Here is a 12,518-nt window from a genome sequence, read left to right as displayed (position 1 = left end):
ATTCCTATGCCTAAAACAAACGAATCACCATCACTTCAAAAAGAATGGGACAGCTGGATTTCCGAACGTAAAACGTCTGCAGGAGACAGGTTAGTAGAAGCCTATTTACATTTGGTAGATTACCATGTTCAAAGAATTAGTGTGAATTTACCTCGAAGTGTTCAGCAAGACGATTTAAGAAGCCATGCTTTAGTCGGGCTTTATGATGCTTTGGAGAAATTTGATCATACTAGAGATTTAAAATTCGATACGTATGCCTCTTTTCGAATACGAGGAGCGATCATTGATGGTTTAAGGCAAGAAGACTGGCTTCCAAGATCTATTCGCGACAAGTCTAAGAAAATAGAACAAGCGATTGAATCATTAGAACAACGACATGGTCGTTTTGTCACTCCTAAAGAAGTGGCTAATGAATTAGGTTTAAAGGAAGACGATGTGGTTCACACAATGAACGAAAGCTTTATGTCAAACTTACTGTCGCTTGATGAACCAACAAAAGATAGTCAAAAAAATGACACTTATGCCTCCACGATCATGGACTATAAAACCCCGACGCCTGATCAAACTATTGATAAAAAGGCTCAGTATGAAGAGTTAGCGGCCGTTCTGAAAACACTCAACAAAAATGAACAATTAGTAATCAGCTTATTTTACTTTGAAGAGTTCACACTCACGGAAATTGGCGAAGCCTTGAATTTGTCTACCTCAAGAATTTCACAAATTCATTCTAAGACGTTATTTAAGCTGCAGCAAAAATTAAAGCACATCGATGGATCCATATTCAAATAATTCACTGATGGAAAAGCAACGCCATTCATCGTGTTCTTAATAGATAAATTCAAGGTTTTTTCTCAAGGGGGATCTGTCATTGGGAGAGTTACATGACATATTTGAATTAGATGTATCAGAGGATCGCTTACAAGCGAAATTGAAACAGCACCAATCATTTCCGGAAGATTTAGACGTGAATCAATTGAAACTTTTTTTAGAAGAGTGTGGAATTACATATGGATTGCTCGAAGAAACGGTACAACGTATCATAGCTGAAAAAGTAGAATTGCCGGTGGTCGTCGCTAAAGGAAAAAGCTCGGTACCGGGAAAAGATGCCTATATTTTGTCTATTTTTGATCAAGTTACGACGAAGTTGGACGATGGAGATAAAAATGATCAAGAAGATGTGAATTTAAGAAAAGTTCTTGAAATTCCTTCTGTCTCGGCCGGTACCATTGTAGGTAAAAAGATAAGTGCGACAAAAGAGCAGAGTGGGATGACCGTTTACGGTGAGGAAATTCCAGCTAAACCAGGAAGAGATCTCAAATTAAGGGCAGGGAAGAACACGCGAATAGCTAGTGATGAAACAGAGATTATTGCTACGGTTGATGGTCAAGTTTCTATTGAGCCGAAAGTGATCCATGTCTTTCCTGTTTACGAAGTCAATGGAGATCTTGATTTAAAAGTTGGAAATGTAGACTTTATAGGAAATGTAAACATTCGTGGGAGTGTGCCATCTGGATTTGAGATAAAAGCAAAAGGTGATATCCGTGTTCATGGCACTGTTGAGTCAGCAAAGTTGTATTCAGATGGGTCCATCTTTATCCAACAAGGAGTTGTCGCTCAAGGGAACGGTCGAATAGAAGCAAAAGGAGACGTTCAAGCAGGCTTTTTGAATCAAGCGAATATTGTCGCTGGCGGAAATGTAAACGTTTCAAAATCGATCCTTCACAGCGAGGTGGATGCGAAAGGTTGTGTCATCTGTAAACAAGGCAGAGGGAATATTGTAGGTGGCATGGTCTCGTCTGGAAAAGGGATGGAAGTAAACGAAGTAGGAAATCAGATGAACACTCCTACAACGCTCTTTTTAGGTATTAGTCAACACTTTGTAGCTTCAGAAAAAAAGTATAAAAAAGAATTAAATGAAGCTCAAGCTGATTTACAGAAGCTTGGATTACTATTGAAAAGATTAGTGGATAAAGAAAAAAACAGCTCCTTAACACCGAAAGAAAAAGTGATGAAACTTCGTATACGCAATTCTTTAGTGGAAACGCATAATCTTCTAAATCGGGCGAAAGACCAATTGATAGATTTGCATGATCTGTTTGAAAACCAAGAAGAGGCAACCATTCGTGTTTATAAAATGGTTTATCCAAATGCTGATTTGCATTTCGGGAAATACAGAAGAAAAATAACTTCCCCTCATGAACACGTTGTTTTCCGAATGGAGCGGAGTGAAATCAAGTTTGAATCATTATAAATGCTCATAGATGTTATCATAGAAATAGATAAGGTTCTTTAAGGAATTAGTAGGGATCACAACCTAATTCCAATAGATAAGTAAGAAAAGAGCGGACAGTCAAAGCACCATTATTAAATCATTCGCTTTAATGCTTCATGGTAAAAGGAGTACGAGAACAGCATGGTATATTTAGTAATAATCAGTTTGGTATTGCACTTAGTGAGTTTTTTTGTGATGATCGTTCTTTATCAGAGGATCGAAAGCCATAAACCGTTAGATCAGGAAAAGACGATCAAAGAAATGGAAGACCTACTAGTTTCCTATACAACGGAAATGAAAGAAAACAATGAAAGACTCGTTCGCAGAGTTTCAAGGATGCCCTCAAAAGATGTATTGAAAGGAAAGTCGGAGTTATCAGATCCAATTGTTCAAGACGAAAATGAAATAAAGAAAGCGTCTCATTCATCACGTAAATCAGCACTTAAAAACGAAGCGACGACAAGTACTGAGAAGGAAATGGAAGCTGATATTACTGAAGAGTATAATCGTTATGAACCACCAGCTCCTTCTGAAGAAAAGGAGGAGGTTTCTTTTGATTCCTCCAATACGGCGAGAGTTCTTTCATTAAGTGAACAAGGGTTCTCCCACAGAGAAATCGCTAAAAAAATGCAAATGGGTGCAGGAGAAGTCGAGCTTCTTCTTAAATTTTACAAATAATTTCTGAACATGCCTTGTTATCGAGGGAAGGATATGGTATATTATTTCTCGGTGTTACTACACACGCTTATGGATTTTACCAAGGGTGCTCACAAATGAGTCTTGCGTAAAAGGTGAAATAAGCGGAGGATTTAAAAAACCAGAGGAGGTGAGTGAATATGGCAGTGATTTCCATGAAACAACTATTAGAAGCTGGGGTACATTTCGGACATCAAACTCGTCGTTGGAACCCTAAGATGGATCGCTACATTTTCACAGAAAGAAACGGTATTTACATTATTGACTTGCAAAAGACGGTTAAGAAAGTGGACGAAGCATTTAACTTTGTTCGCGACTTAGCAGGACAAGGAGGTACAATGCTTTTCGTTGGTACGAAAAAGCAAGCACAAGATTCAGTGAAAGAAGAAGCTGAACGTTGTGGCATGTACTTCATTAATCAACGTTGGTTAGGTGGAACGTTAACGAACTTTGATACGATCCGTAAGCGTATCGCTCGTTTAGTTCAACTTGAAACAATGAAAGAAGACGGAACGTTCGACGTTCTTCCTAAGAAAGAAGTTGTACTTCTTAACAAGGAAATGGATCGTCTTGAGAAATTCCTAGGCGGTATTAAAGATATGGACCGTTTACCAGATGCTTTATTCATTATCGATCCTCGTAAAGAGCGTATCGCAGTGGCAGAAGCTCATAAATTAAATATCCCAATTGTTGGGATCGTAGACACGAACTGTGACCCTGACGAGATTGACTATGTCATTCCAGGTAACGATGACGCTATCCGTGCCGTTCGCTTACTTACAGCTAAAATGGCAGATGCAATCATTGAAGCTAATCAGGGTGAAGAGACAACTGCTTAATTGTTCGTCCACAAGGGTGATAGAGGGCTTGACCCTTTATCACTCTTTTTTTAAAAGGGAATCGATCTAAGCACTATGATTTACTTAAGAATAAAGAATACAAATATAAATTGATTTCAATCAAGGAGGAATTTGTTATGGCAATTACAGCACAAATGGTAAAAGAACTTCGTGAAAAAACGGGAGCAGGGATGATGGACTGCAAAAAGGCCCTTTCCGCAACAGATGGAGATATGGATAAAGCGATTGACTTCCTACGTGAAAAAGGAATCGCTAAAGCAGCTAAGAAAGCGGATCGCGTAGCTGCAGAAGGTCTTGCTCATATCGTTACTGAAGGTAACCGCGCAGCAATCATTGAAATCAACTCTGAAACAGACTTTGTTTCTAAAAATGAAAACTTCATCAACATGGTAGACCAAGTTGCAAAGCATATCTTAACTAACAATCCTGCTTCTGTTGAAGAAGCTCTTGCACAACCATTTGGTGAAACAGGGGATACTCTTCAAGATTTCATTACGAATCAAATTGCTAAAATCGGAGAGAAAATTTCCCTTCGTCGTTTCGCAGTCGTTGAAGGCGGAGAAAACGAAGCGTTTGGTGCATACATCCACATGGGTGGACGTATCGGCGTATTGACAGTTCTTGAAGGGACTAAAGACGAGCAAGCGGCTAAAGACGTTGCTATGCATGTAGCAGCCCTTAACCCTAAGTATGTTCGCCGTGAAGAGGTTTCTGAAGATGAAGTGAACCGCGAGCGTGAAGTACTTAAGCAACAAGCGATGAACGAAGGTAAGCCGGAAAACATCGTTGACAAAATGGTTGAAGGTCGTCTTGGTAAATTCTTTGAAGAAACTTGCTTGAATGAGCAAGCATTTGTAAAAGACAGCGATCAAAAAGTTGGCAAGTTCGTAGCTTCTAAAGGTGCTGAAATCAAAACTTTCTACCGTTATGAAGTTGGAGAAGGTATGGAAAAGCGTGAAGATAACTTTGCTGAAGAAGTTATGTCACAAGTAAATAAATAATTGTTTTTGGGGAGGGGCACATTGTGTCCCTTTTTCCAAAAAAAATTAGCAAATAAAAACTCATTCACGCAATAAAGCGATTCGAAACTGGAGGGTACTATGGAGGAGCCAAAATACAATCGTATAGTCTTGAAATTAAGTGGCGAAGCATTAGCAGGTGATCAAGGATTTGGAATTGATTCAAGCATGCTTCAGTCGATTGCCGACCAAATTAAAGATATCATCGCTTTGGATGTAGAAGTGGCGATTATCGTTGGTGGCGGAAACATTTGGCGAGGTATTGCCGGCAGCGCCAGGGGGATGGATCGTGCAACAGCAGATTACATGGGGATGCTAGCGACTGTGATGAATTCTTTAGCGCTTCAAGACAGTTTAGAAAACATTGGCGTACAGACAAGAGTTCAAACATCTATTGAAATGAGACAAGTTGCTGAACCGTACATAAGAAGAAGAGCGATCCGTCATTTAGAGAAGAAGAGAGTTGTGATTTTTGCTGCAGGTACTGGTAACCCTTATTTCTCTACAGACACTACTGCGGCATTGAGAGCCGCTGAAATTGAAGCTGATGTAATCCTTATGGCTAAAAATAAAGTTGACGGCGTGTATAATGCGGATCCATCCATTGATAAGGATGCATTTAAATATGAGCGTTTAACCTATTTGGATTTACTTAAAGATGGACTTGCTGTTATGGACTCAACGGCTTCATCTTTATGTATGGATAATAATATTCCACTAATCGTCTTCTCCATCTCTGAAAAAGGAAATATTAGAAGAGCTGTCATTGGTGAAGATATTGGAACAATTATAAGGGGGAAAGATTAATGTCTACACAAGTAATTAACCAAGCTAAAGAAAGAATGAACAAGTCGATCGATGCTTTTAAGAGAGAACTTAGTACTTTAAGAGCAGGAAGAGCAAACCCATCCATTCTTGATAAAGTGCAAGTAGAATATTATGGCATGATGACACCTTTGAACCAATTAGCTACTATTACGGTTCCTGAAGGTCGTATGCTTTTGATCCAACCATTTGACAAGTCTTCCATTTCAGATATTGAACGATCCATTCAAAAAGCGGACCTTGGCTTAACACCTACAAGTGATGGGAATATAATTCGTATCACCATTCCAGCATTAACTGAAGAACGTCGTAATCAGTTGGTTAAGTTAGTAGGTCGCTATTCTGAAGATGCTAAAGTGGCGATTCGTAACGTTCGCCGTGATGGGAATGATGAATTAAAGAAATTGCAAAAAGATGGCGAAATGACCGAAGATGAATTACGTCGTGGCCAAGATGAAGTTCAAAAATTAACAGATTCAATGATTAAGTCCATTGATGAGATCTCTAAAGAAAAAGAAGCAGATATTCGCGAAGTATAATAATCAGTCAGTAAGTAAAAGACCTTCTTACCTTAGAGGGTCTTTTATACTGTGTTCATGTCTGCTTTTTCCTTCTTCACTTATCATATTGCCCCGATTGATCGGCTATTTTCTTAAGAAATGACGAAAAATAAGATTTCCATCTTATACCTAGGGGTCGTTCGTGATAGAATGGAAAGTAAATCATTTAAAAACAATGGGAACTACATAAGAGTTTAAATGAGTTAAAAAGAATGGTGATATAATAATTAAATGTAGTTATTTGAATCATGCTGGAGGATATGAAATGCTTAATAAATTAACGGGTAGAAATAAAAGTGAACATAAAGAGGTAAAGCATGAATTAGAACCTTCAATAGAAAACATTCCTAAACACATAGCCATTATCATGGATGGAAATGGTCGTTGGGCAAAAAAAAGAGGACTCCCTAGAGTTGCGGGCCATCGTGAAGGAATGAATGTGATTCGGAAAATTGTCAGTTCTTCTAATGAGCTGGGAGTAGAAGTTTTAACTCTCTATGCTTTCTCCACGGAAAATTGGAAACGCCCTAAACCGGAAGTGGAATTTTTGATGCGGTTACCGGAGCGTTTTTTAAGCGCGGAATTGCCGAAGTTAATAGAAGAGAACGTTGTTGTGCGTATAACAGGTGATAGAGAAAAACTCCCTGAATACACCAAACGAGCAGTAGACAACGCAATTGAATCAACCAAAAATAACAACGGTTTGATCTTAAACTTTGCATTGAATTATGGGAGTCGTTCCGAAATTATTGAGGGAATTAAATCTGTATATTCAGAGATAGACGAAGGGAATATAGCGATAGAAGATGTCACTGAATCTCTTCTGTCTAACCATTTGATGACCTCTGATTTAGCCGACCCCGATTTACTTATTCGTACAAGCGGAGAAATTCGATTAAGTAATTTCATGCTATGGCAGCTTGCTTATTCAGAATTTTGGTTTACGGATGTTTTGTGGCCGGATTTCTCTCCACATCATTTGAAAGAAGCCATTTGCGTATATCAAAACAGACAAAGAAGATATGGTGGAGTGTAGAAAGGCGGGAAGGTCATGAAGCAACGATTAATTACAGGAGTCATTGGGGGAGCAGGTTTTATAGGGTTGATTATTTTGGGGGGCATTCCATTTACCCTCCTCATGATCGCATTAGCCACAATCGCTATGTGGGAACTCTTAAGGATGAAAAGAATTCAACCTTTTTCGATTAGAGGGGCAACAGGAATGTTGTTTATGTGGTTGCTACTAATTCCAGAAAACCTCGTCTCATTAAATTGGATTCACTTGCAAAGATTAGAACTTTTTTTATTGCTGATCGTGGTATTATTGGCACTAACAGTTATAACAAAGAATTCTTTTACATTTGATGAAGCGGGGTTTGTCATTCTAGCTTCTGTATACGTAGGCTACGGTTTCCATTACTTTATGTACGCGCGCTTCCTAGATAACGGTTTATGGCTTATTTTCTTTATTCTTGTGCTCGTTTGGGCGACTGATTCAGGCGCTTATTTTGCTGGGAAACGGTTTGGGAAACGGAAATTATGGCCTGAAATTAGTCCGAAAAAAACCATCGAAGGCTCATTAGGTGGAACGGCATTAGCAATTATTATAGGCGCTATTTTCACGTTGTTTATTCCAATCTTTCCTTCTTGGGGGATCGCGATCTTATTCATGTTAGTTGTATCCCTTACCGGCCAATTAGGAGATTTAGTTGAATCAGCATTTAAACGTCATTACGCAGTAAAAGATTCTGGACATGTCTTACCAGGTCATGGGGGAATTTTGGATCGTTTTGATAGTTTAATTTTCGTCATGCCTATCATATATTTACTAGGATTCCTATACTAATAAGTAAGCACGTTTGATAAGTAGTCAAGAGAAGAGAAATGTATGTGCTCAAATGGTGAGGAGATTATTATAATGAAAAAAATCAGTCTAATTGGCTCTACAGGTTCTATCGGAGAACAAACGTTGGATATCATTCGTTCTCATCCGGATCAATTTCAATTAGTAGGGTTAAGTTTTGGCAATAATATTGAGACGGGAATGAAACAAATTGTCGAATTTCAGCCGGCAATGATCAGTTGTTCTTCAAAAGAAGGAGCAGATAAAATAAAGCAACAACTTCAGTACACGGCGACGGTTCTTTACGGAAAAGAAGGATTAATTGAAGTGGCAAGTTACGGTGCGGCTGATATTTTAGTAAATGCAGTTATGGGTAGAATTGGATTAGAACCTACGTTAAGAGCGATAGAATCAGGTAAGGATATTGCCATTGCAAATAAAGAAACTCTGGTGACTGCGGGACATATTGTAACTGAATTAAGTAAAAAGATGGGGGTGCGTTTGATCCCTGTTGATAGTGAGCATTCGGCAATTCAACAATGTTTACATGAGAATAGTCACAAAGATGTATCTCAACTTATTCTTACAGCCTCTGGTGGAAGCTTTCGAGATCGGACTAGAGAAGAGTTAAAAGATGTTACGGTGGATGACGCCTTGAAACATCCAAACTGGCAAATGGGAGCAAAGATCACGATTGATTCCGCAACAATGATGAATAAAGGATTGGAAGTCATTGAAGCGAAATGGCTATTTGACATGCCTTATGAAAAGATTGATGTTTTACTTCATAAAGAAAGTATTATTCATTCCATGGTCGAATACATTGACGGTAGTATCCTTGCCCACTTAGGTACACCAGATATGAGAGTTCCAATTCAATATGCCCTATCCGAACCTAACAGGCTTGATTTAAAAGGTGGAGAAAGGTTAAAATTATGGGAAGTTGGCGCCCTTCACTTCGAAAAAATGGACTATCATCGGTTTAAATGTCTTCAATTGGCCTTTGACGCTGGAAAACAAGGTGGAATCACGCCAACGGTCTTAAACGCTGCCAATGAGATGGCTGTATCTCTGTTTTTAGAAGGGAAAATCTCGTTTTTACAAATAGAAGACTTTGTTGATCGGGCATTAGATGAGCATAAGGCACTCAGTTCGCCAACATTAGAAGATATTGTCGGTGTTGATGAGGAGACTCGGAGAATCGTTTTATCTTATATCAATTAGGCTGTGTAAAAGACTGGTTATCATTTTGAAGAAAACGTGCGATTTGCATAACATGATCGATCACTTTTTTCAAAATGAACAGTTAGGATTACAGAGCCATCAATTAAAGGGTGTGGAATTAGAATGAATACGCTAATAGCAGTGATAGTTATTTTCGGTTTACTAGTTTTTATTCACGAATGGGGACACTTAGTGTTTGCCAAACGCGCAGGCATTTTATGCCGGGAATTTGCTATTGGTTTCGGACCGAAGATTTTCTCTTTCAAGAAAGGTGAAACGATTTATACGATCCGATTACTTCCTTTAGGTGGATTTGTTCGGATGGCCGGTGAGGACCCGGAAATGGTTCAAATCAAGCCAGGCTATGAAATCGGCCTGTTATTTAATCAAGCAGGTAAAGTAAGCCGAATGATCATTAACAACAAATCTAAACATACAGATATTAAAGTTATTCAAGTAGAGAAAATAGACTTAGAACATGATTTATTCGTTCAAGGATACATTGAAGATGGAGAAGAATTAGTTACCTATAAAATCGATGAAAAAGCTGAATACGTATATGATGAGCAAGCAACCCAAATTGCACCGTATAATCGTCAGTTTGGATCGAAAACCGTAGGGCAAAGAGCCATGGCTATTTTTGCCGGGCCCCTTATGAACTTCGTGTTGGCTGTATTTGTCTTGATGGCTTACGCAATGGTTGCAGGTATGCCAGTAGATGAAGCAGTTGTAGGTGATGTCACAGAAGACGGTGTGGCCATTGAAGCGGGTCTTGAGAGTGGAGATAGGATCTTATCTATCGATGGTGAGAATGTGCAAACGTGGGAAGAGATGACCATGATCATTCAAGAACACCCTAATGAAACATTGCAATTTGAAGTTGAACGTGACGGTGAACAGTTTGATGTAGCGATGACTACGCAAGAAAGAATGGGACCTGAGGAAGAGGAACAAGGTGTTATTGGCGTTACAGCTCCAATGGAAAAAAGCATTAGTGGATCAATTTTATTCGGATTTACGCAAACCTACGAGTTTACTGTGTTGATTATTGAAGCTCTAGGAATGCTTGTGACTGGACAGTTTAGCTTAGATCACTTGGCAGGTCCCGTTGGTATTTATAATTACACCGGTGAAGTGGCAGCCATGGGGATTTTAGTGTTGTTTCAATGGGCAGCCATTTTAAGCGTCAACCTGGGAATTATCAACTTGCTTCCATTGCCAGCTTTGGATGGCGGACGTCTTATATTCATAGGTTTAGAAGCAATCAGAGGCAAGCCGATTGACCCTCAAAAAGAGGGAATTGTGCATTTTGTCGGTTTCGCACTGCTTATGTTATTAATGCTCGTTGTCACATGGAACGATATCAATAAATTTTTCCTTTAATTCATATCCATAGAGTAACGATCAATTCCATGTTTATGATCAAGGGAACCGAATGTAACAAATATAGAGAGTTAACATGAAAACAACACAACCCAATATATGAAGGCAGAGGTGGCTTTACATTGAGACAAAACAATTATTTGGCACCAACTTTAAGGGACATTCCAAGCGATGCAGAAGTGAAAAGTCATCAATTAATGTTAAGAGCAGGACTGATTCGTCAAAGTACTTCCGGTGTATACTCCTTTCTTCCATTAGGATTGAAAGTATTACAAAAAGTTGAAAATATCGTCCGCGAAGAAATGAATAGAGCAGGAGCTCAAGAAATGTTCATGCCTTCCATTCAACCATCAGAATTGTGGCAAGAGTCGGGTCGTTGGGAAGCCTATGGACCGGAACTGATGAGATTCAAAGACCGTCACGATCGTGAATTTGCATTAGGACCAACACATGAAGAAGTGATTACTACGATCGTCAGAGATGATGTGAGATCCTATAAGAAACTTCCTATGACTCTTTATCAAATACAAACAAAATTTCGTGATGAGCGGCGACCAAGGTTTGGTGTTTTACGAGGCAGAGAGTTTCTAATGAAAGATGCTTATTCATTCGATAAAGACTTTAACGGTCTTGATGAGAGCTATCAAAAAATGTTCGATGCTTACACGAAAGTATTCACAAGATGTGATTTGAATTTCAGAGCCGTTGTGGCAGATTCTGGGGCGATGGGTGGAAAAGATACTCATGAGTTCATGGTTCTTTCAAACGTCGGCGAAGACACCATTGCTTATTCAGACTCATCAGATTTTGCTGCGAACATTGAAATTGCACCTGTAAAGGTCGATTATGAAAAATCGTCAGATCCAGTGAAAGAACTAGAAACAGTTGAAACGCCAGGAAAAAAGTCTATTGAAGACATTACGACATTCCTCTCTATCGAACAATCCAACTGTATAAAATCCATGCTTTTTATCGTGGATGAAGAGCCGGTTCTCGTTTTAGTTAGAGGAGATCATGAAGTGAATGAAGTGAAAATCAAACACTTCTTTGATGCATCAAGCGTTGAATTAACTAATGACGTGGAGACAAAGAAATGGGTCAATACAGAAACAGGATTTATCGGTCCAGTAGGCATCGATAAGGAAGTGAAAGTCATTGCCGATCATGCGATTGAAGTGATTGTTAATGCCGTTTGTGGAGCCAATGAAGTGGACAAGCACTTTAAGAATGTAAATCCTGGACGAGACTTTCAAGTTGCGGATTATACTGATTTAAGAAATATTCAAGAAGGAGATCCTTCACCAGATGGTCACGGTACCATTCAATTCAAAGAAGGTATCGAAGTGGGACATGTATTTAAGCTTGGTACAAAATACAGTGAAGCTTTAGGAGCCTCTTTTTTAAATGATCAAGGTAAAGCTCAACCAATGGTAATGGGTTCTTATGGCATTGGTGTGTCAAGAACGGTGGCAGCGATTATTGAAGAGCATCATGACGAAGATGGCATAGTATGGCCTCTAAGTGTAGCGCCTTTCCATGTACACCTTATTCCTGTAAACGTAAAACAAGACGATCAGCGAGAATTGGCTGAAGCCCTTTATGAGAAGTTGCAAAAGAAACGCTATGATGTTCTGTTTGACGATCGAGCAGAAAGACCAGGTGTGAAGTTTAAAGATGCGGATTTATTCGGTCTGCCATTACGGATCACTGTTGGGAAGAAAGCAAGTGAAGGAATTGTGGAAGTGAAAGTGAGAAAAACAGGAGAAATGTTTGAAGTTCATGAGAATGATCTTCAGGAAATGATAGAGAAATATGTAGGTTAAATAACCAGGTGGT

The 12,518-nt window shown here is 39.1% G+C and carries 12 protein-coding genes; all 12 read left to right on the top strand.

What is annotated here, in order from left to right:
- Positions 1-6 precede the first annotated feature (6 nt).
- The 12 genes from CR194_RS07965 to CR194_RS07910 all read left to right on the top strand — a co-directional run bounded on the left by CR194_RS07965 (position 7) and on the right by CR194_RS07910 (position 12,505).
- A complete protein-coding gene (locus tag CR194_RS07965) occupies positions 7-789 on the top strand; it encodes a FliA/WhiG family RNA polymerase sigma factor (RefSeq protein ID WP_110609151.1) in 783 nt (260 codons plus the stop codon).
- Positions 790-868: 79 nt separating this feature from the next.
- Complete coding sequence (locus CR194_RS07960) at positions 869-2,251, top strand: DUF342 domain-containing protein (protein WP_158282205.1); 1,383 nt, start codon at positions 869-871, stop codon at positions 2,249-2,251.
- A 162-nt stretch (positions 2,252-2,413) separates the two neighbouring features.
- Positions 2,414-2,950, top strand: a complete 537-nt coding sequence (locus CR194_RS07955) for a DUF6115 domain-containing protein (RefSeq protein ID WP_110609149.1) — start codon at positions 2,414-2,416, stop codon at positions 2,948-2,950.
- 158 nt (positions 2,951-3,108) lie between these two features.
- Positions 3,109-3,807, top strand: coding sequence for a 30S ribosomal protein S2 (rpsB, locus tag CR194_RS07950; protein ID WP_110609148.1), 699 nt, complete (start codon positions 3,109-3,111; stop codon positions 3,805-3,807).
- A 137-nt stretch (positions 3,808-3,944) separates the two neighbouring features.
- Positions 3,945-4,829 (top strand): translation elongation factor Ts, encoded by an 885-nt coding sequence (tsf, locus tag CR194_RS07945; protein ID WP_110609147.1) that lies wholly within the window; start codon positions 3,945-3,947, stop codon positions 4,827-4,829.
- Between the two features lie 99 nt (positions 4,830-4,928).
- Entirely contained in the window at positions 4,929-5,654 is a 726-nt protein-coding gene (gene pyrH / locus CR194_RS07940; RefSeq protein WP_110609146.1) for a UMP kinase, read from the top strand.
- Positions 5,654-6,211 carry a ribosome recycling factor gene (gene frr, locus CR194_RS07935; RefSeq protein WP_110609145.1) on the top strand — a complete coding sequence of 186 codons (558 nt, stop codon included), beginning with the start codon at positions 5,654-5,656 and terminating at the stop codon, positions 6,209-6,211. Before pyrH ends, frr begins: the two co-directional genes overlap by 1 nt.
- 286 nt (positions 6,212-6,497) lie before the next feature.
- Complete coding sequence (locus CR194_RS07930; protein WP_110609144.1) at positions 6,498-7,268, top strand: isoprenyl transferase; 771 nt, start codon at positions 6,498-6,500, stop codon at positions 7,266-7,268.
- A 15-nt stretch (positions 7,269-7,283) separates the two neighbouring features.
- The gene (locus CR194_RS07925; protein WP_110609143.1) at positions 7,284-8,078 is read left to right on the top strand and encodes a phosphatidate cytidylyltransferase; all 795 of its coding nucleotides are present in this window, start codon (positions 7,284-7,286) and stop codon (positions 8,076-8,078) included.
- A gap of 72 nt (positions 8,079-8,150) precedes the next feature.
- Positions 8,151-9,299, top strand: coding sequence for a 1-deoxy-D-xylulose-5-phosphate reductoisomerase (locus CR194_RS07920; RefSeq protein WP_110609142.1), 1,149 nt, complete (start codon positions 8,151-8,153; stop codon positions 9,297-9,299).
- Positions 9,300-9,422: 123 nt separating this feature from the next.
- A complete protein-coding gene (rseP, locus tag CR194_RS07915) occupies positions 9,423-10,682 on the top strand; it encodes an RIP metalloprotease RseP (protein WP_110609141.1) in 1,260 nt (419 codons plus the stop codon).
- A gap of 122 nt (positions 10,683-10,804) precedes the next feature.
- Positions 10,805-12,505: a proline--tRNA ligase gene (locus CR194_RS07910; protein ID WP_110609140.1), complete on the top strand. Its 1,701-nt coding sequence runs from the start codon at positions 10,805-10,807 to the stop codon at positions 12,503-12,505.
- Positions 12,506-12,518 lie beyond the last annotated feature (13 nt).

The sequence above is a fragment of the Salipaludibacillus keqinensis genome, from assembly GCF_003226325.1.
GTDB classification, from domain to species: domain Bacteria; phylum Bacillota; class Bacilli; order Bacillales; family Salisediminibacteriaceae; genus Salipaludibacillus; species Salipaludibacillus keqinensis.
Note: the sequence above shows the minus strand (reverse complement) of the source record. Positions and strands in the feature narration are given on the sequence as shown.

Coding starts and splice junctions, on each gene's coding strand:
- CR194_RS07965 (WP_110609151.1), top strand. CDS start 7: ATGCCTAAAACAAACGAATCACCATCACTTCAAAAAGAATGGGACAGC.
- CR194_RS07930 (WP_110609144.1), top strand. CDS start 6,498: ATGCTTAATAAATTAACGGGTAGAAATAAAAGTGAACATAAAGAGGTA.
- CR194_RS07925 (WP_110609143.1), top strand. CDS start 7,284: ATGAAGCAACGATTAATTACAGGAGTCATTGGGGGAGCAGGTTTTATA.
- rseP (WP_110609141.1), top strand. CDS start 9,423: ATGAATACGCTAATAGCAGTGATAGTTATTTTCGGTTTACTAGTTTTT.
- rpsB (WP_110609148.1), top strand. CDS start 3,109: ATGGCAGTGATTTCCATGAAACAACTATTAGAAGCTGGGGTACATTTC.
- CR194_RS07955 (WP_110609149.1), top strand. CDS start 2,414: ATGGTATATTTAGTAATAATCAGTTTGGTATTGCACTTAGTGAGTTTT.
- frr (WP_110609145.1), top strand. CDS start 5,654: ATGTCTACACAAGTAATTAACCAAGCTAAAGAAAGAATGAACAAGTCG.
- tsf (WP_110609147.1), top strand. CDS start 3,945: ATGGCAATTACAGCACAAATGGTAAAAGAACTTCGTGAAAAAACGGGA.
- pyrH (WP_110609146.1), top strand. CDS start 4,929: ATGGAGGAGCCAAAATACAATCGTATAGTCTTGAAATTAAGTGGCGAA.
- CR194_RS07920 (WP_110609142.1), top strand. CDS start 8,151: ATGAAAAAAATCAGTCTAATTGGCTCTACAGGTTCTATCGGAGAACAA.